General features: G+C 75.2%; 18 protein-coding genes and 1 pseudogene. 10 read left to right on the top strand and 9 right to left on the bottom strand.

All coding sequences use genetic code 11. The features are described from left to right. Positions 1 to 39 precede the first annotated feature (39 nt). The 3 genes from IE98_RS0108915 to IE98_RS0108905 form a co-directional block, all read right to left on the bottom strand. Positions 40 to 867 carry an ABC transporter permease gene (locus tag IE98_RS0108915; protein ID WP_030266980.1) on the bottom strand — a complete coding sequence of 276 codons (828 nt, stop codon included), beginning with the start codon at positions 865 to 867 and terminating at the stop codon, positions 40 to 42. Beyond that, the gene (locus tag IE98_RS0108910; protein ID WP_043173766.1) at positions 864 to 1,859 is read right to left on the bottom strand and encodes a daunorubicin resistance protein DrrA family ABC transporter ATP-binding protein; all 996 of its coding nucleotides are present in this window, start codon (positions 1,857 to 1,859) and stop codon (positions 864 to 866) included. The genes IE98_RS0108915 and IE98_RS0108910 overlap by 4 nt, the downstream gene beginning before the upstream one ends. A gap of 186 nt (positions 1,860 to 2,045) precedes the next feature. Continuing rightward, the gene (locus tag IE98_RS0108905) at positions 2,046 to 2,732 is read right to left on the bottom strand and encodes a TetR/AcrR family transcriptional regulator (protein WP_030266973.1); all 687 of its coding nucleotides are present in this window, start codon (positions 2,730 to 2,732) and stop codon (positions 2,046 to 2,048) included. Positions 2,733 to 2,775: 43 nt separating this feature from the next. On the opposite strand from IE98_RS0108905, the gene IE98_RS0108900 reads away from it, so the two are divergent. Then, a complete protein-coding gene (locus IE98_RS0108900) occupies positions 2,776 to 3,102 on the top strand; it encodes a rhodanese-like domain-containing protein (RefSeq protein WP_030266970.1) in 327 nt (108 codons plus the stop codon). A 48-nt stretch (positions 3,103 to 3,150) separates the two neighbouring features. Here the strand turns inward: IE98_RS0108900 and IE98_RS0108895 are convergent, their stop codons facing one another. Then, positions 3,151 to 3,603: a MarR family winged helix-turn-helix transcriptional regulator gene (locus tag IE98_RS0108895; protein WP_030266968.1), complete on the bottom strand. Its 453-nt coding sequence runs from the start codon at positions 3,601 to 3,603 to the stop codon at positions 3,151 to 3,153. A gap of 152 nt (positions 3,604 to 3,755) precedes the next feature. Here IE98_RS0108895 and IE98_RS48965 point away from each other — a divergent pair, with 152 nt between their 5' ends. From IE98_RS48965 to IE98_RS0108875, 3 genes are all read left to right on the top strand, one after another. Continuing rightward, positions 3,756 to 5,507 (top strand): hypothetical protein, encoded by a 1,752-nt coding sequence (locus tag IE98_RS48965; protein WP_078660866.1) that lies wholly within the window; start codon positions 3,756 to 3,758, stop codon positions 5,505 to 5,507. Positions 5,508 to 5,624: 117 nt separating this feature from the next. Beyond that, positions 5,625 to 6,752, top strand: coding sequence for an NADH:flavin oxidoreductase (locus IE98_RS0108880; RefSeq protein ID WP_030266961.1), 1,128 nt, complete (start codon positions 5,625 to 5,627; stop codon positions 6,750 to 6,752). 205 nt (positions 6,753 to 6,957) lie between these two features. After that, positions 6,958 to 8,553, top strand: coding sequence for a M4 family metallopeptidase (locus tag IE98_RS0108875; RefSeq protein WP_030266958.1), 1,596 nt, complete (start codon positions 6,958 to 6,960; stop codon positions 8,551 to 8,553). Positions 8,554 to 8,634: 81 nt separating this feature from the next. On the opposite strand, the gene IE98_RS0108870 is transcribed toward IE98_RS0108875, so the two are convergent. Beyond that, a complete protein-coding gene (locus IE98_RS0108870) occupies positions 8,635 to 8,928 on the bottom strand; it encodes a discoidin domain-containing protein (RefSeq protein ID WP_030266955.1) in 294 nt (97 codons plus the stop codon). 7 nt (positions 8,929 to 8,935) lie between these two features. Between IE98_RS0108870 and IE98_RS46080 the strand changes: the two genes are divergently transcribed. Together IE98_RS46080 and IE98_RS0108860 are read left to right on the top strand one after the other, a co-directional pair. Further along, positions 8,936 to 9,094, top strand: coding sequence for a substrate-binding domain-containing protein (locus IE98_RS46080; protein WP_078660864.1), 159 nt, complete (start codon positions 8,936 to 8,938; stop codon positions 9,092 to 9,094). A 212-nt stretch (positions 9,095 to 9,306) separates the two neighbouring features. Further along, a complete protein-coding gene (locus IE98_RS0108860) occupies positions 9,307 to 10,929 on the top strand; it encodes a glycoside hydrolase family 10 protein (protein WP_052390305.1) in 1,623 nt (540 codons plus the stop codon). A gap of 50 nt (positions 10,930 to 10,979) precedes the next feature. On the opposite strand, the gene IE98_RS0108855 is transcribed toward IE98_RS0108860, so the two are convergent. Continuing rightward, complete coding sequence (locus IE98_RS0108855; RefSeq protein WP_030266948.1) at positions 10,980 to 12,002, bottom strand: LLM class flavin-dependent oxidoreductase; 1,023 nt, start codon at positions 12,000 to 12,002, stop codon at positions 10,980 to 10,982. A 379-nt stretch (positions 12,003 to 12,381) separates the two neighbouring features. Between IE98_RS0108855 and IE98_RS0108850 the strand changes: the two genes are divergently transcribed. Beyond that, on the top strand, positions 12,382 to 13,512 hold the full coding sequence (locus tag IE98_RS0108850) for a hypothetical protein (protein ID WP_052390304.1): 1,131 nt from the start codon (positions 12,382 to 12,384) through the stop codon (positions 13,510 to 13,512). Between the two features lie 32 nt (positions 13,513 to 13,544). On the opposite strand, the pseudogene IE98_RS52525 reads toward IE98_RS0108850, so the two are convergent. Beyond that, positions 13,545 to 14,334, bottom strand: a pseudogene (locus tag IE98_RS52525) (class I SAM-dependent methyltransferase). Between the two features lie 136 nt (positions 14,335 to 14,470). Between IE98_RS52525 and IE98_RS0108840 the strand changes: the two are divergent. Beyond that, a complete protein-coding gene (locus IE98_RS0108840; RefSeq protein ID WP_030266942.1) occupies positions 14,471 to 15,409 on the top strand; it encodes a MerR family transcriptional regulator in 939 nt (312 codons plus the stop codon). Positions 15,410 to 15,480: 71 nt separating this feature from the next. Here the strand turns inward: IE98_RS0108840 and IE98_RS0108835 are convergent, their stop codons facing one another. Beyond that, a complete protein-coding gene (locus tag IE98_RS0108835; protein ID WP_052390303.1) occupies positions 15,481 to 16,149 on the bottom strand; it encodes a hypothetical protein in 669 nt (222 codons plus the stop codon). A gap of 103 nt (positions 16,150 to 16,252) precedes the next feature. Between IE98_RS0108835 and IE98_RS0108830 the strand changes: the two genes are divergently transcribed. Continuing rightward, a complete protein-coding gene (locus tag IE98_RS0108830) occupies positions 16,253 to 17,206 on the top strand; it encodes an aldo/keto reductase (RefSeq protein WP_030266937.1) in 954 nt (317 codons plus the stop codon). Between the two features lie 186 nt (positions 17,207 to 17,392). Continuing rightward, a complete protein-coding gene (locus tag IE98_RS0108825; RefSeq protein ID WP_030266934.1) occupies positions 17,393 to 17,692 on the top strand; it encodes a hypothetical protein in 300 nt (99 codons plus the stop codon). A gap of 1 nt (position 17,693) precedes the next feature. On the opposite strand, the gene IE98_RS0108820 is transcribed toward IE98_RS0108825, so the two are convergent. Then, on the bottom strand, positions 17,694 to 18,107 hold the full coding sequence (locus IE98_RS0108820) for a cytidine deaminase family protein (RefSeq protein ID WP_030266931.1): 414 nt from the start codon (positions 18,105 to 18,107) through the stop codon (positions 17,694 to 17,696). Between the last annotated feature and the right edge of the window lie 59 nt (positions 18,108 to 18,166).

The raw sequence follows: 18,166 nt of genomic DNA, 5'->3' as shown, positions 1-18,166 counted from the left end.
CCCACCGCCGCGTGCCCGGCAGGATCCGAACGAGACGGCCTAGACCGCCCGCCGGTAGAGCCAGACGCCGAGGGGCGCGAAGACGGCGACGATGCCGGCGTCCCAGGCGAGGGCCTCCCAGACGGCTGTGGTGGCCGGGCCGCCGAGGACGAGGATGCGGACGGCCTCCGCGGTCTTGGAGACCGGCTGGTGGTCGGCGAAGGCCTGCAGCCCGCCGGGCATGGTGCTGACGGGTACGAAGGCCGAGGAGGCGAAGACCAGGGGCGCGAGCACGGGGAAGGCGGCGGCCTGCGCGGTCTCCGGGTCGCCGACGGCCATGCCGACCACCGCGAAGATCCACGACATGGCGAAGCCGAAGGCCAGCACCAGCAGGATGCCGCCGATGAAGGCGGGGACACCGGCGTGGATCCGGAATCCCAGGGCGAAGCCGACGGCGGTCATCAGCGCCACCACGAAGACGTTCCGCGCCAGGTCGGCGGTGGTGCGGCCGGAGAGGACGGCCGATCTCGCCATCGGCAGCGAGCGGAAGCGCTCCATCAGCCCGGTCTGCATGTCGGTGGCCAGCCCGATCGCGGTGTTCATCGAGCCGAAGACGGCGGTCTGCACGAAGATGCCGGGGATCAGGAAGTCGACGTAGCCGACGCCCGGCGGCAGCGCCGGTCCGACCACGCCGCCGAAGACGTAGCGGAACATCAGCACGAAGACCAGCGGCTGGACGGTCGAGAAGACGAGCAGCCGCGGGACGCGGCGCAGCGCGATGAGGTTGCGCCAGGCCACCGCGAGGCCGTCCCGGACGGGTGCGGTGATCCGGGCGCCGAGCCGGCCGGCGCCGGGGGCGGTGGCAGTGGCGGTGGCAGTGGCGGTCATGGGGTGCCTCCCGGGGTGGCCGGGTCGCCGGCTCCGTCCTCGGCGGACCGGTCGGGCCCGGTGCGGTGGCCGGTGAGGGCGAGGAAGACGTCGTCGAGGCTCGACTCGCGGACGGTGACGGTGTGCGGGACGAGGCTGCTGCCGTCCAGGGAGTGCAGGACGTCGAGGAGCAGCCGGGAGCCGTCCCGGGAGGCCAGCCGGAGCAGCACTCCCTCGCGCTCGGGCGGTTCGCCGAGGCGGTCGGTGAGGAGGGTGGCGGCCCGGACGGCGCGGGTCTCGTCGCCCATGCCGAGCTCGATCACGGTGTTGCCGAGCCGGGTCTTGAGGGCGGCGGGGGTGTCGTCGGCGATGATCCGGCCCTCGTTCACGACGACGACCCGGCCGGCGAGGCGGTCGGCCTCCTCCAGGTACTGGGTGGTGAGCAGGACGGTGGTGCCGTCGCGGACGAGTTCGCGGATCAGCTCCCACAGGGCGGTGCGGCTGTGCGGGTCGAGCCCGGTGGTCGGCTCGTCGAGGAAGAGGACGGGCGGCTCGGGGACGAGCGCGGCGGCGATGTCGAGGCGGCGGCGGAGCCCTCCGGAGTAGGTGCGGACGGGGCGGTCGCCGACGTCGGCGAGGTCGAAGCGGTCGAGCAGTTCGCCGGCGCGGGGGCGGATCCGGGCGCGGGGCAGCTGGGTGAGGCGCCCGATCAGCCGGAGGTTCTCGCGGCCGGTGAGGTTGGGGTCGACGGCGGCGTACTGGCCGGCCAGGCCGATGAGCCGGCGGACGGTGGGGGCCTCGCGGACGACGTCGTGGCCGAGGACGACGGCCCGGCCGCCGCTGGGCCGCAGGATCGTGGTGAGGATCCGGATCGCGGTGGTCTTGCCGGCGCCGTTGGGCCCGAGCAGGCCGAAGATGCTGCCGGCCGGGACGTCGAAGTCGATCCCGTCCAGCGCGGTCACCGGACCGAACCGCTTGCTGAGGCCGACGACGCTGATGGCTTCCTGTCCCATCGGGGTGCCCCCAGTCGTGGCGACGACGGCCGTGACGAGAACGGCCGTCACGGCGGCGGACGACGGTGCCGGACCGCCCGGCCGGACCTCGTTCCATTGTCGTCTCCCCCGGCGGGCCCGGCAGTGGGAGCCCGGGGCAACCACGCCGGGGCGGCGGAGGCGGCGGAGGAGGCGGAGGCCGGGCGGTCAGGCGGCCGGGGGTGCTGCCAGCCGGGCGGCGAGCCGTCGGACGCCGGCCCGGATCCGCTGCTCGCCGAGTTCGGGCAGCAGTGCGGCGACGTGCTCGGCCGCGAGCGGGGCGAGCAGCGCGTGGGCGTCGTGGTCCGGGTCCTCGGAGCGTCCGGCGAGCAGGACCGAGGCGTGGCGGTGCCAGAAGCGGTAGGCGCCGATGCGGTAGCGGGCGCCGCGGGCGGCGGTCTCGGACATCCGCACCAGGTCGAGGTGGGCCAGCAGGTGGTCGAGGTAGGCGTCGGTGAAGGCGGTGAGCCGGTCGGCGGGGTCCGGGTCGGGACCGTCGCCGGGGCCGGGGCCGAGCGGTGCGGGCCCGCGCAGGATCGCCTCCTGGAGGTCGCGCTCGCGGGCGTCGAGCAGGGCCGCGGCGAGTCCGGACCGGTCGCCGAAGCGGCGGAAGAGCGTGCCCTTGCCGACGCCCGCCGCGGCGGCGACCTGGTCCATGGAGACGGCTTCCGCGCCGTGCTCGGCGAACAGCCGGGCCGCGGCCTGCAGGACGGCGGCCCTGTTCCGGGCGGCGTCGGCGCGTTCGACCGGCGGCGGGGTGCGGAGCAGTTCGAGGTCCACCGGGCGGGCGGGCGCGTCGCCGGGGTGCGGGGGGATTGCAGAACCGGACTGCGGTCCGTTAATGTCGGAAGCCATAACCGGACTATAGTCCGCATCCGACTCCCCGTGGAGGTACGACATGACCGAACTCATCACCCGGGACGACCTGGCGGCCGCGATCGAGGCCGGCACCGTCACCGTCCTCGACACGCTCGGCGGCGAGTACTACGCCGCGCAGCACCTGCCCGGCGCCGTCCCGCTGGTGCGGGCCGAGGTGGACGCGCTCGCCCCGGGCCTGCTCCCCGACCTCGACGCCGCCGTCGTCACCTACTGCTCCAACGAGGCCTGCCCGAACAGCGGGCAGGTCGCGGACCGGCTCACCGCACTCGGCTACACCGACGTCCGCAAGTACCGCGAGGGCATCCAGGACTGGGTGGCGGCCGGCCTGCCCACCGAGTCCGCCTGACGGCCGCCGGCCGTCCGCGCCGGAGGGCACCCGCGCGGACGCCGTCCGCTACTCGGCCCAGGGCTCGAAGCCCGTGCCGAGGACGGCGTCCAGCGAGGTGCGCAGCGCGGCGGCCTCGCCGGCGCCGAAGGCCTCCTCGAACTTCGACTGGACCTCCCGCCAGAGCGGCACCGCGGTGGCGAGCCGGGCCCGGCCGTCGTCCGTGATCGCGGCGATCCGCGCCCGGCGGTCGGCCGGCGAGGGCTCGACCGCCACCAGGCCCTCGCGGGCCAGCGGCTTGAGGTTCGAGGCCAGGGTGGTGCGGTCCATGGCGATCGTCTCGGCGAGGCTGGTGATCGTGGTCTCGCCGTGCGCGTCGAGCACCTGCAGGATGCTGAACTGCGTGGCCCGGAGTCCGGCCGCGGCGAGGGCCTTGTCGTAGGTGGCCCCGAGGTACCGCGCGGCCTTGCGGAGGGCGAGGTTGTTGCACGCGGGGGCGGGGTTCGCCGGCGCAGGTGTCATGGTCTCCTCCAGGGCTCCCCTCCAGGATAGGAGCATGTGCTCGCACAGGCGAGGACCGCCTTGCCGCTCCCCCAATAGGAGCATATGCTCGTAAATACCAGCGGGGCTCCGCCGAGACGCGGAGCACCGACGCCCCACCCGAAGGTCTCGCCATGGACACCGCCCCCACCCCCGCACCCCGCCGCGCGCCGCTGCGGGCCTGGCTCCAGCCGGTGGTGATCGCCCTGGTCGTCGCCGCGGCCTTCATCACCTCCTACGTGGGCCTGCAGCGCGATCCGCAGCCCCACCGGGTGCCGATCGCCGTCACCGGATCCGCCCTGCCGGACCGGGTGGGCCGGGCGCTCGGCGACAGCGTCGAGGTGCACGCCGTCCCGGACGCCGCGGCCGGACGCAGTGCGGTGGAGCACGGCGACGTGGTGGCCGCGCTCTCCGCCGACGGGCCCGACCGGCTCGCCCTGCAGACCGCGGGAGCGGCCGGGACGTCCACCACGACCGCGGTGACGCGGCTGGTCGACGCCTACGCCCGGGGCGCGGGCGACCGGGTCGACACGGTGGACGTGGTGCCGCTCGCCTACTTCGACGCCCGCGGCACCGCCGGCTTCTACATGGCCTTCGGCGTGACCCTGGCCGGATTCGTCCTGGGCTCGAACGCACTCGGCCTGGCCGGACTGCTCCGTCTGCGCCACCGGTTCTGGCTGCTGCTCGGCACCTCGGCGGCGATCGGCGCGGTCGGCGCGGTGATCGCCGGACCGGTCCTCGGGGCGGTGCCCGCCCCCGTCCTGCCCCTGGTGTTCACGCTGTCCCTGCTGGCCGCGGCGGCGGCCTTCACCACCAAGCTGCTCGGCACCTACCTCGGCCCGGTCGGCCTGCCGGTGGCGACCCTGGTGCTGCTCACCGTCGGCAACGCCACCAGCGGGGCCACCATCGGCGCCGACCTCCTGCCGGGCGCGGCGCGCGCCGTCTCGGCACTGCTGCCGCCGGGTGCGGCCGTCCGCGCGATCAGCGACCTGAGTTACTTCGGCGGCGCCCACCTCGCGGGCCCGGTGGTGACGCTCGCCCTCTGGGCCGCCCTCGCCGCACTCCTGCTCGCGCTGCGCCCCCGGCTCACCCGGCGCCCGGGGACCGCCGCCGCCCGAGGACGCCTCCGGACCGGCCCCGCATCCGGCGCCCCCGAAGGCTCCACCCCGCACCCCGCCGGCACGCCGCGTAGTACCGTCCGACCCGTCCGCAGGCCGACCGCGCCCGGCCCGTGCGCAGGTCGGGACGGGTCCGGCACCCTCGGACGTGCCGACGCCCCGGTAACACCGCCGAGTAGGTCTAGACAAATAAGGACACAGTGGGTCACTCTGGATGTCTCGGCCGCGGTGACCCACCTCCCGCGGGGCGACGCGCACCACCCCCGCGCCCCCTTCGGCAGTACACGGCCGCCCCCGCCCCACACCGACGCGCAGCGGCCCCGGACTCCCCGGGGCGCACCGCGCAGCGCGGGAGGGCGGGCAGCCCATTGCCGAAGGGACGACGATGACCCTCAGCCCCGCCCGCACCCGCGCGGCGATCTACCTGCGCTGCTATCCGTACGACCGCTGGGAGATGCTCACCCAGCTGCACGCCCTCCAGGACCATGCGGGCACGCTCGGACTGGCCCGGCCGCGCGTCCTGATCGACACGGTCGGATCGTCCTGCCTCGAAAGGGCCGGGCTGCGCAGCCTGCTCGCCCTGGCCGCGGCCGGCGACGTGGACACGGTGCTCGTCCCCGGCCCGTGGGCGTTCTCCCTGGACGGGCCCACCGCGAGGTCGGTGACCGGGTTCCTGCACAGCACCGGCGCCGAGGTCGTCGAACTGCCGCGCGGACGCTGCGCGGCCTGAGGACCGGGCGGCCCCGGGCACGGCCGGCCGGGCTGTGACCGGGATCACCCGACCGCCGGCGGGTCGGCGGAATGCGGCCGCGTCGGGCGCCGTTGGCAGACACCAGTACATGCACGTACATACGTCGTCGTCCGGTGCCTGCGAGGAACACACCCATGACCGCCACCGCATCGACCGCCAACCGCGCGGCCGACCTGCTGTCCCGCCCCGTCACGCTGAACGGGCTGACCGTCCCGAACCGCATCGCCATGGCCCCCATGACCCGGATGTTCTCCCCGGGCGGCGTGCCCGGTGAGGACGTCCGGTCGTACTACTCCCGCCGGGCCGCCGCCGGCGTCGGCCTGATCGTCACCGAGGGGACGTACGTCGGCCACGACTCGGCCGGGCAGAGCGACCGCGTGCCGCGCTTCCACGGCGAGGAGCAGCTCGCCGGCTGGGCGGAGGTCGCCGCGGCGGTGCACGCCGAGGGCGGCACGATCGTGCCGCAGCTGTGGCACATCGGCATGGTCCGCAAGCAGGGCGAGCCGCCGTACGCCGACGCCCCCGCCGTCGGTCCGTCGGGCCTGCGCATCGACGGCACCGAGGGCACCGGCCGGGCGATGACCCGCGCCGACCTGGACGACGTGATCGGCGCCTTCGCCGACGCCGCCGCGGCGGCCGAGCGGATCGGCTTCGACGGCGTCGAGCTGCACGGCGCCCACGGCTACCTGCTCGACCAGTTCCTGTGGGCGGGGACCAACCGGCGCACCGACGCCTACGGCGGCGACCCGGTGGCCCGCACGAAGTTCGCGGCCGAGATCGTGGCGGCGGTGCGCGAGCGCGTCTCCGCGGAGTTCCCGGTGATCTTCCGCTACTCGCAGTGGAAGCAGGAGGCGTACAGCGCCCGGCTCGCGGAGAGCCCGGCCGAGCTGGAGGCGATCCTGGCGCCGCTGGCCGCCGCCGGCGTCGACGCCTTCCACGCCTCCACCCGCCGCTACTGGCTGCCCGAGTTCGACGGCTCCGACCTCAACCTGGCGGGCTGGACGAAGAAGCTCACCGGCCGGCCCACCATCACGGTCGGCTCGGTCGGCCTGGACGGCGACTTCATCCGCGGCTTCGCCGGCGAGGGCTCCCCCGTGCAGGGCATCGACGACCTGCTGGACCGCCTGGAGCGCGACGAGTTCGACATGGTCGCCGTCGGCCGCGCCCTCCTCCAGGACCCGGACTGGGCCCTGAAGGTCCTTCAGGGCCGCCACGACGAGCTGAAGGCCTTCGACGCCTCGGCGCTGCGGACGCTCAGCTAGGCACGAACGGACCAGGGGCGCGTGGGACATCCCACGCGCCCCTTCTGCATGCCCTGACACCTGTTCATTTCGATCGGATTCGATCGGAATTCATCACATCTTCGGCTACGGAATGGTCAAATTCCATACTGTTTCGTAGAAGTGTTTGTCTGTTCACGGCCACGCTCTCAGTCGGCACCCCCACAGCTACCGACTGGAGTACAGAGTGGGCCCCACCTCCTCTTCACGCCGGCGTACCCTCACGGCCGGCGCCCTGGCGGCAACCGCCGCACTCGTCGCCGCAGGCGTCCAGGTCTCCACCGCATCCGCCGTCCCCGGCCACGGCAGCGCGATCGCCGCGGCCAGGGCCAACGTCGCCCGCAACGCCGGACAGTTCGGCTTCGGCGCCGGCCAGGACCTCCTGGTCAAGGACGTCGTGATCGACCCCGACGGCACCCAGCACGTCCGCTTCGACCGCACCTACCAGGGCCTGCCGGTGATCGGCGGCGACCTGGTGGTGCACCAGGACGCCCGCGGACGGCTCAAGGACTCGACCCGCGCCAAGGGCCACAGCCCCGCCGTCCGGAGCACCGTCCCGAGCGTCCCCGCGCAGGCGATCGCCGCGAAGGCGCTGGCCGCCGCACCCGGCATCTCGTCCGCCACCTCCCAGCCCCAGCTGGTCGTCTGGGCCGCCGACGGCACCGCCCGGCTCGCCTGGCAGACCACGGTGAGCGGCCTCGGCAAGCAGGGCCAGCCCTCCGGCCGGGTCGTCGTCACCGACGCCACCACCGGTGCCGAGATCGAGCAGTTCGACGCCGAGCACGAGGCCTCCGGCACCGGCCGCTCGGAGTACACCGGCACCGTCACCGTCGACACCACGCTGCAGTCCAACGGCCTGTACGCGCTGGTCGACCCGACCCGCGGTACCGTCACCAAGGACGCCCGCAACGTCTCGGCGAGCAGCCTGAACGCCGGCTCCGGCACGCTCTACACCGACGCCGACGACATCTGGGGCGACGGCCGGAAGTTCTCCACCGACCGCGCCACCGCCGCCGTCGACGCCCACGCCAACACCGCCTGGACGTACGACTACTACAAGAACACCTTCGGCCGGAACGGCATCAAGAACGACGGCAAGGGCGCCACCGTCTTCGTGCACGTCGGCACCAAGTGGGACAACGCCCAGTGGTCCGACAGCTGCTTCTGCATGATGACCGGCGACGGCGACGGCACCACCGACCCGGAGCAGGTCGACCTCGACACCATGGGCCACGAGATGACCCACGGCGTCACCAGCGCGACCGCCAACCTCCGCTACAGCGGCGAGTCCGGCGGCCTCAACGAGTCGACCAGCGACATCTTCGGCACCATGGTCGAGTGGTACGCCAACAACAGCATCGACACCCCCGACTACCTGTTCAGCGACCAGTCGACCCCGCCGTGGCTGCGCCGCTTCGACAAGCCCTCGCTGGACGGCCGTTCGGCCGACTGCTGGAGCAAGAAGGTCGGCCAGCTGGACGTGCACAACTCCTCGGGCGTGGGCAACCACTGGTTCTTCCTCGCCAGTGAGGGCAGCGGCAGCCGGACGATCAACGGCATCACCTACAACAGCCCCACCTGCAACGGCTCCACGGTCACCGGCATCGGCAACCAGAAGGTCGCCAGGATCTGGTACCGGGCGCTGACCGTCTACATGACGTCCACCACCGACTACAAGGGCGCGCGCACCGCGTCCCTGAACGCGGCCAAGGACCTGTACGGCGCCGGCAGCACCGAGTACAACGCGGTCGCGGCGGCCTGGAGCGCGGTAAGCGTCGCCTGACCCCGGCGGCTCCGGTGCGGCGGCACGGTCCAGGACCGTGCCGCCGCACCGCTGTTCCGCCCCGGGGTTCGGGCAGGGCCGTCAGCGGTAGAGGCGGACGTCCGCCACGCTCCACCAGCTGGGGGCGCTGCCCGTACCGGTCACCCGCAGGTAGCGGGCGCGGGTCCCGCGGACGTCGACCGTGGTGAGCTGGCCCGTCCCGGTGCCGGAGCCGACCCGGTGCCAGGTCGTGCCGTCCTCGCTGACCGACAGCTCCCAGGCCCGGGCGCAGTCACCCGGCTTGTCGCCGCTGTCGACGGCGACCCGGTCGAAGCGGGTCGGCTGGCCGAGGTCCAGCTGCAGGTACCGGCCGGACCTGTACCTGACCCTGAGCACGGCGCCGATGCTCACCACCGTCCGCCAGCCGCTGGAGGAGCTCGGCGGACTGGCCGTCGGTCTCCTGATGCGGCTGATGGAGGGCCACACCGTCGAAGCGCTGCACGTCGAACCGGCCACCGAACTGATCGTCAGGGGGTCGACGGGTCCGGTCCCGACCCGCTGACACCGGGGCACGGCGGCGGCCCGCTGCCCGGCATTCGGCCGCATCCGGACTCCCGTTCGGGGGACGCGGCGGGACGGTCACCCGGCGCGGCGGCTCCGCCCGGGGGACGGTCGTCCCGACCGAGGAGGAGCCCCCTTGCACCGCATCCGCTGCGCCCCGGCCGCCGCTGCGAGGACACCGGCGGGCCCGTCCCTGCCGCCGGGCGGCACCGGATGACGGCGGCCCATCGGCGGCCCGGGCGCCGGGAGGTCCTGGCCGCGCTGGCCGCGCTGGCAGCGGCGGTCTGCACGGGTGCCGCCGCTCCCCCGGCACCGGGGCCGGTGCCGGGGCGCCCGGAGGAGGATCCGCCCGGGACGCTGCCGGCGCCGGCGGTCGCGCCGCACCCGGTGAAGCGGCAGATGCGCGGCCTGTGGATCGCCTGCCTGAACCACACCGACTGGCCGGACCGGCGGCGGCTCGGAGCCGAGCAGATACGGGCGGACTTCGAGGCGCTGCTCGACTCGGCGGTGGCGACCGGGTTCAACGCGGTGTTCGTCCAGGTCCGTCCGACCGCCGACGCCCTCTGGCCGTCCCGGTTGGAGCCCTGGTCGCAGTGGTTGACGGGTGTCCAGGGCCAGGACCCGGGATGGGACCCGCTGGCCTTCGCGGTCCGTGCGGCGCACGAGCGCGGCCTCGCCTTCCACGCCTGGTTCAACCCGTTCCGGGTCGCGATCCACGCCGATCCCGGCCGGCTGGTCGCCGACCACCCGGCCCGCCGCAATCCGCACTGGGCCCTCGCCTACGACGGCGAGCTGTACTACGACCCCGGTCTCGCCGAGGTGCGGGCGTTCGTCCTGGACGCCGTGATGGACGCCGTCACCCGGTACGAGGTGGACGGCGTGCACATCGACGACTACTTCTACCCCTACCCGGCGCCCGACGGCCGCGGCTTCCCCGACGACCGGAGCTTCGCCGCCGAGGCCCGCGGCTTCACCGACCGGGCCGCCTGGCGCCGCGACAACATCGACCTGACCGTCCGGCAGCTGCGCGACCGGGTGCGGGCGGCCCGGCCGGACGCCGTGTACGGGATCAGTCCGTTCGGCGTCTGGCGCAACCGGTCCACCGACCCGGCCGGGTCCGCGACCACCGCCCTGCAGTCCTACGACGCGCAGTTCTGCGACTCCCGCGGCTGGGTGCGCAAGGGCTGGGTCGACTACATCGCCCCGCAGCTGTACTGGCACATCGGCTTCGAGATCGCCGACTACGCCGTCCTGGCACGCTGGTGGGCCGCACAGGCGGCGGGCACCGACACCCAGGTGTGGATCGGCCAGTCCGCCTCCCGGCCCGGTGCCCCGGGGCGGCCCGCGCCCTGGCAGGACCCGGCGGAGCTCTCCCGCCACCTCGCGCTCAACGAGGCCGTCGGCTCGATCGGCGGGGACGTCTTCTTCAGCGCCCGGTCCGCCCGCACCGACCGGATCGGCGCGATCCGCAGGCTCGCCGCCGACCACTGGTCGCGCCCCGCCCTGGTGCCCCTGCTGCCGCGGCTCGCCGGCACCGCGCCGCCCGCGGCACCGGCCCTGCACCCCTCCCCGGACCGGCGGGACCTGCAGATCACCCCGCCGCCGCGCTCGGGCCGCCCGCACGCCTTCCGGTTCGCCGTCTACGGGTACGCCGAGGACCCGGGTCCGCGTCCGCCGGCCGACCCCGCCCGGCTGGTGGCGCTGCTGCCCGCGCTCACCGTCCGCAGGTACCGGCCGCCGTCCGCCGCCACCGGCCCCTGGTACGCCGTCAGCTGCACCGACCGGGCGGGACGCGAGGGCCCGACCTCGGCACCCGTCCGGCTGCCGGCGGGCTGAGCGGCGTCCCCCCGGCGCGGGCCGGGCGGCGATCGGGCGGGCGGGGGAGGTCAGTCGGTGGCGGGACGCCAGCCCAGGGCCGGGCCGAGGGCGGTGGCGATGTCGGTGAGGATCTGCACGTAGTCCTCCGGCCCGAAGGTGAAGGGCAGTGCGAAGGCGACCTCGTCGACCTCGCGGAAGGCGGGGTGCGCGTACAGCCGTTCCGCGATCTCCTGCGAGCTGCCGACCAGGTCGGGCGCGAAGAGCAGCCGGGCCGGGCCCTGCGGGGCCGCCGTCCGCGGCAGCCGGGCGCGGGCGTACTCGCGGTACTTCGCCCGCTGCGCCGGGGTGGCGCTGTCGGTGGGGATCACCACCAGGCCCTGCGAGACCCGGGCGCGGGCGCCGTCGGGGTGGCGCTCGCGGAACGCCCGCACGTGCGAGAGCTGGACGGCGCCGAAGTCCTCGCCCTCCTCGGCCTTCACCACGCTGCTGACCAGCAGGTTCATCCCGTGCTCGGCGGCCTGCCGGGCGGAGCCCAGGCTGCCGGCGCCGTACCACATGCGGTCGGCCAGACCGGGCGCGTACGGCTGGACCCGGTCGGAGAACGCCTCGATGCCCTCCGTCCCGCGGAAGTCACCGGCCGGCTTGCCGCCGACCAGGTCGAGCAGGCGGCGCACCCGGGCGAACCCGAAGTCCTCGGCCTCGGCGGTGTCGGGGTACAGGGCCTCGCGGACCCGCTCGAAGTGCATCGGCGGACCGACGCTGACCCCCGGGTTGAGGCGGCCCCCGGAGAGGACGTCGACGGTCGCGAGGTCCTCCGCCAGCCGCAGCGGGTTCTCCCAGCCGAGCGGGACGACCGCGGTGCCGAGCTCGATGCGGCTCGTCCGCTGCGAGGCGGCGGCCAGCACCGCGACCGGGGAGGAGATGCCGAACTGCAGGTGCCGGTGGCGCAGCCAGGCGCTGTCGAGGCCGAGCCGTTCGCCGAGTTCGACGAGCTGCAGGGTGGACTCGTGGCCGCGGCCGGGGTCGTGCTCGTCGAACAGGCCGATGGTCAGGAAGCCGAGCTTGCGCAGGGGTTCCGCGGGAAGCGGCACGGGCGTCCTCCGGGTCGGGTGCGGCAGGCCGGTTCGGGCACGCCGCACAGCGGGTGGCCGTCGGCGACGGCCGGCCGGCCTCACCTGAGCCTGCTCAGCCGGTCCGCGCCGCAATCACGGCGTCGCGCCGGGTCTGCCGCCGGTGGCCCGCTGGCGGCCCGTCGCGCTCCGTCACGGACGGCCCGGTCCATCGTCATCCTGCTTGTCGGGAGCGGGCGTTGCGGCCGTGCGCCGCCGCCTCGCGGGAGGTGTCCGACCCGCGTGTGCCGGCTCCCCCGGCAGCCGGGCCGGTGCCGTCCCGCGGGCCCCGCGAAGGCCTCGTGAACGTGGCCGCATCCCCATTGCCCGTACCACTCACGACCTGCAAGGATCCTCGGCCGTGAGTCTCCTGCTGATGGTCATCGCCGGGACGTACTTCGTCACCTGGCTCCGGGGTCCCTACCGCACGTCCAAGGCCGCCGCATGGGCGCGCACCACCTTCGATCCCGCCGCGTACGGGTTGGTGCCGCGCGCCCTGCTCGACCCGCGCCGGGCCGGTCCGCCGGCGCCGGCGGACCGCGGCGCCACCGTCCGCTCGATGTGCGAGGCCGCCTGGACGGGCGACTGGCGGCCCGCCGCCGCGTTCGTGGCGGCGGCGGGCGAGGACTGGGACGAACACTGGTCCAGGCTGGAGCTGCTCGCCGAGATCGCCGAACAGGACGACGGCTGGCTGACCGCCTGGCGGGCCGCCGCCCCGGACGACTGCGACGCCGCCACCCTGGAGGCCAAGCACATGGTGCAGCGGGCGTGGGCGATCCGCGGCAGCGGCTACGCGCACCAGGTCCCGGCCGAGCGGATGACCAAGTTCCGGGAGCTGCTGCCGGCCGCGATCGGCGCGGCGCAGCGGGCCGCGCGGCTCGCGCCGGAGAACCCCGGCCCGTGGGTGGTCATGGTGCTCGCGGCACGCGGCGCCCAGTACACGCCGGACCGGTTCGGACCGCTCTGGGACGGGCTGGTCGAACGCGCCCCGTACCACTACGAGGGGCACTGGCAGGCCATGCAGTACTGGTGCGCCAAGTGGTACGGCAGCAACCGGAAGATGATGGCCTTCGCCCGCCGTGCCATGGACAAGGCCCCCGCCGGCAGCCCGCTGGCCGGCGTCTACGTCCACGCGCTCTCCGAACTCGAGACCCACAGCGGTCTGCGGGCGCTCCCCCGCACGCTGGCCGCCAGGCGGCGGCTCAAGGCCGTTGCGGCGGCCCTCGCGACCGTCCCGGCGGACGATCCCCGCCTGCCCCCCGTGCGCCACCTGCTCGCCGACCACCTGACCAAGGCGGGTCTGCACGCCGCCGCCCTGGAGCAGTTCCGGCTGGTCGGACGCTGGTGCGGCGCCGCCCCCTGGACGGACCGGCCCGACCCCGTGGCCGCCTTCGACCTCGCCCGCGGCACCGCCGTCCGGCTCTCCCGCACCGAGCCCCTCCCACCCGAGAACCGGAACCTCAAGGACGCCGTCCTCCACCACCACGCCTGACCCCCGGCCGGCACCGGCGGCCTGCCCCCGGGTCAGCGGTGGGCGCTCAGCAGGAGGGCGGTACGGGGCAGCGAGAGGAACTCCCGGGAGAGGGTGTCGAAGTGGTGCCTGACCCGCTCCCGGGTCGGCTCGTCCTGGCCGAGCAGCACCTGGCCGACGAAGCCCACCCCGGCGGCCGGGCCGCTCCACCACTCCTCGGCGCCGGTGCGGTGCCGCCAGTGCAGCGTGTCGCACCTCGCCCCGCGCGGTCCGGCCGAGGTGAGCAGCCGGACGAGTCCGTCGGGGCCGTGCGGGAGTTCGTCCTCGCCGGGCGGCGGCGGCAGGTACGGGGGCCCGACCACACCCGCCGCCGCGACGGCGCGGCCGAGCAGCGACTGGCCCGCGGGGGCCGGGTGGGCCCACACCGTCAGGGCGATCCGCCCGCCGGGGCGGGCCACCCGGCGGAGTTCCGCCAGCGCCCGCCCGGGACGGCCCACGTGGTTGAGCACGAAGTTGCCGACCCACGGCGTCGAACCCGCCGTCCGCGAAGGGCAGCTCCGGCAGAACGGCCGTCAGGACCTCGGCCCGGGGCACGTTCCGGGCGGCCAGCGCCACCATGCCGGGCTCGGCGTCCACCGCGGTCACCCTCGCACCCCGCTCGCAGGCCGCCGCGGCCGCGGTGCCCGGCCCCGTCCCCACGTCGAGCACGCGGTCCCCTGCCGCGACACCCGCCGCGTCGAGCAACTGCGGGACGGGACGGGCACACAGCTCCGCGACGCTCCCCGCGAAGGCCGCTGCGCGGCCCGCCCACGTCCGGCGCTCGTACGCGTCGAAAGCCGTCATCTGCACGGTCCGCTCCCCCCCCTGTCCCGCCGCGCGGATCGGGAGCCCGACGGTTCACGACCCTGGCGCGGGCGGGAAGGAGCCGCCGGGACGGCGGACTTGAGTCTCCCGTGGGGGGAGACGTCAGAGTGGGGGCATGGACGGCGACACGCTCTTGACGATCGGGGCCCTGGCCCGGCGGACCGGGTTGACGGTCAAGACGGTTCGGTTCTGGTCCGATGCCGGGATCGTGCCGCCGACGGACCGCAGCCCGGCCGGCTACCGGCTCTACGACCTCGGTGCGCTCGCGCGCCTCGACCTGGCGCGCACCCTGCGCGACCTGGGACTGGACCTCGCCGCGATCCGGCGGGTGCTGGACCGGGAGGTCTCGGTGTCCGAGGTCGCGGCCGCGCACGCCGACGCCCTGGAGGTGCAGATCCGCACCCTCCGGCTGCGCCGGGCGGTGCTCCGCGCGGTGGCCAAGAAGGGCTCGACCCTGGAGGAGACGGACTTCATGCACAAGCTCGCCACCCTGTCCGACGCCGAACGCCGGAACCTGATCGACGAGTTCGTCGACGCGGCCTTCGGAGGCCTGGACGCCAACGCCGAATTCGTCGAGATGCTCCGCTCCGCACTGCCGGAGCTGCCCGACGACCCCGAACCCGAGCAGGTCGAGGCCTGGATCGAACTCGCCGGACTCGCCCGGGACGCAGACTTCCGCGCCTCGGTCCGCCGCATGGCGGAGTACCAGGCGGCCGAGCGGGCCCTCGGCGACACCACCGGCCTGCACCACGACCTCACCGAGGCCGTCCGCGACGCCGTCGGCCGGGCACTCGCCGCCGGGACCGCGCCGCGCTCGGCCGGGGCGGCGACCGTGGTCGACGCACTCACCGCCCGCTACGCGCGGACCTTCGGCCGTCCCGACGACGCCGGGCTGCGGCGCTGGCTGCTGACCCGTCTGGAGATCGCCGGCGATCCCCGCACCGAGCGGTACTGGCACCTGCTGGCCGTGATCAACGGCTGGCCCGTCCCGCCCGCCCTGGCCCCCGTCCTCAGCTGGTTCGCCGACGCCCTGCGGGCCCGCACCGAGGCGTAGCGGCCGGACCGCCGACGCACCGGCGGGCCGGCGGCCGGCCGCTGACCCCACAGCGAGCGGGTGCCCTCCGGTCAGGACCGCGGTGTGCTGTCCCACTGCCATCGGGTGAGCCGCTGCCGTCCCGGGAGGTCGCCGCGGCCGGTCGCCCACAGCAGGGTCGGCCAGGGGTCGGTGCCGGTCGGGGCCCCGGGGAACAGCCGGGGCAGGACGCGGGCGCAGACGTCGGCGGGGGCCTGCCAGTCGAGCCCGAGGCCGAGCGCCAGGTCCTCGGCGTGCGCGAACAGTTCGACCAGGCCCATGGCCGCGGAGCCCTCGGGGTCCGTCGTCCCGAACACGTGGAAGGCGCGGGCCTGCGGCGGCGCCGTCCGCACCATCGCCACGTGCAGCGCCCCGCAGGCCTCCAGCACCTGGACCACGCCCTCCGGCCCGCCGGCCCGCTCGGCGAAGATCGCGTTCGCGGGTTTGCCCGGGGCTTCCCGGCGCCAGACGAACGGCACGTGGGTGTCGGCCGGGGGCGACTGCGGGCCGAGCTGGGCCGCGTAGGAGAACAGGTCGTCGGCCAGGTGCTCGGCCGTCTCCCAGCAGCTCCACTCCAGACTGCCGGCGGGCCGCCCCCAGTCCGCGGCGAGCGCAGCGGGCCGGCGCAGCAGGGCGACGACGAGCCGCACACCCTCGGCGAGGTCCTCGGCCGTCACGGGCCCCGCGGCTCCGGCCCGTTCAACGTGATCATGATCAGCCATGCGCCGAGCCTACGGCCCCGCGCCCGGCACGGGGACCGGGTTTTCGCCGCCGCCACCGCACCCACCGGCGGGGAGTCCGCGAGCGAGCGCCTAGGGTGGCCGCATGACGACGACGCGCCCGGACGGGGAACGCCTGCTGTACGGCTGCATGGGCCTGGGCGGTGACTGGGACTCCGAGGGGTACGGCCCGGCGGACGTCGCGGCGGCGGAGGCCGCGGTCGAGGCGGCGCTGGACGCCGGGATCACGGTGTTCGACCACGCGGACATCTACCGGCGCGGCAAGGCGGAGGCGGTCTTCGGCGAGGTGCTCGCCCGGGCGCCGGGCCTGCGCGAGCGGATCACCCTGCAGACCAAGTGCGGGATCCGCCTCTCCGAGGGCGACCGGCCCGGCATCTACGACCTGCGCGGCAGCAGCATCGTCCGCCGGGCCGAGGAGAGCCTGACCCGGCTGCGCACCGACGTCCTCGACGTCCTGCTGCTGCACCGTCCCGACCCGTTGGCGGATCCGGCCGACATCGCCGACGCCCTGACGTCCCTGCACCGGCAGGGCCTGGTGCGGGCGTTCGGCGTCTCCAACATGGGCGCCGCGCAGATCGAGGACCTGCAGGCGCACCTGGACCTGCCGCTGGTGGCGAACCAGGTGGAGATGAGTCTGGCGCAGCGGGACTGGCTGGAGGCCGGTGTGCTGGTCAACACGGCCGCGGCCGCGGGCAACGGGTTCCCGTTCGGCACGGTCGAGCACTGCCGCCGCAACGGCGTCCGGCTGCAGGCCTGGGGCGCCCTCGCGCAGGGCCGCTTCACCGGCCGTCAGCAGTCGGAACGGGAGCACCGGACGGCCCGGCTGGTCGCCGAGCTGGCGGAGGCGAAGGGCACCACGCCGGAGACGGTCGTGCTGTGGTGGCTGCAGCGGCATCCGGCGCGGATCGCCCCGGTCGTCGGCACCGCGAACCCGGACCGCATCCGCGCCTGCCGCGATGCGGCCGTCCGCGAGCCGGAGCTCACCCACGAGGAGTGGTACGACCTGTGGCTGACGGCCCGCGGCGAGCCCCTGCCCTGACCGGACGGCCCGGCGGGCGCGCGCCGCAAGGGACCGGCGGCCCCGGACAGGTCGTGGCGCGCGGGCAGCGCCCGGGATCGCGTCCGTAGCGCCGCCGGGGTAGCTTGGGCAGCCGGAGATCACGGCGCCGTCCCGTCGAGGAGCTGCAGCGGGCCGGGTGGCCGCCACCGCCACCGAGGACCGGGCATGAGTACGCACGAGGGCCTTCCGACCGCCGGACAACTGGCCGCCGTCCGGGCGTTCGTCACCGCGCGCCGGCAGCAGGCCGGGCCGGCGGGGCCGTGGAGCGGCAGGGGTGAGGTCGCCGCGGCGTACGAGACGTGGTCCCGCGCGGTCGACGAGCACCTCACGCGGACGGAGGAGGCCCTGGACCGGGGTGAGTCCGGTGAGGCGGCCCGCGCCTGGGCCGTGGTCCTCGAAGGCCTCGCCGCCTGGTCCTCGCACCCGGACTTCCCGGCCGGCCTCACCGACCTCCCCGAGCCCTGACCTACTCGGCGTCGATCCGGTGGTCGGCCCAGACGTAGGTCTCGGGCAGCAGCTCGGCGACGGGCACGGCACGGACGCGGTCGCCCGAGCCGACGATGACCTCGATGCCGGGGAAGTAGTCGAGCAGGACCTGCCGACAGCGGCCGCAGGGCGGCACGATCCCCCGGTCGCGGTCCCCCACGGCGACGACGGTCTCCAGCTCGTGGACGCCCTGGGCCGCAGCCGCACCGATGAGGACGAGCTCGGCGCAGGGGCCGCCCGTGAAGTGATAGGCGTTCACCGCCGTGACGATCCGTCCGTCCCGGGCTCGGCCCGCAGCCGCCATGGTGTGGTTGTCGCCCCGGCAGCGGGTGCGGGCGACCTCGGCCGCGGCCGCGACGAGTTCGTGGTCGACGTGGGTGCTCTGCGCGGTCATCTCTGCTGCTTCCGTCGGGGTGTCGGCCCACCCTGTCCCGACCCGGGACGGCTGCGCAA

The sequence above is a fragment of the Streptomyces sp. NRRL B-24484 genome (assembly GCF_000717715.1).
Classification (GTDB): domain Bacteria; phylum Actinomycetota; class Actinomycetes; order Streptomycetales; family Streptomycetaceae; genus Kitasatospora.
This window is presented reverse-complemented; position numbering and strand designations above follow the sequence as displayed.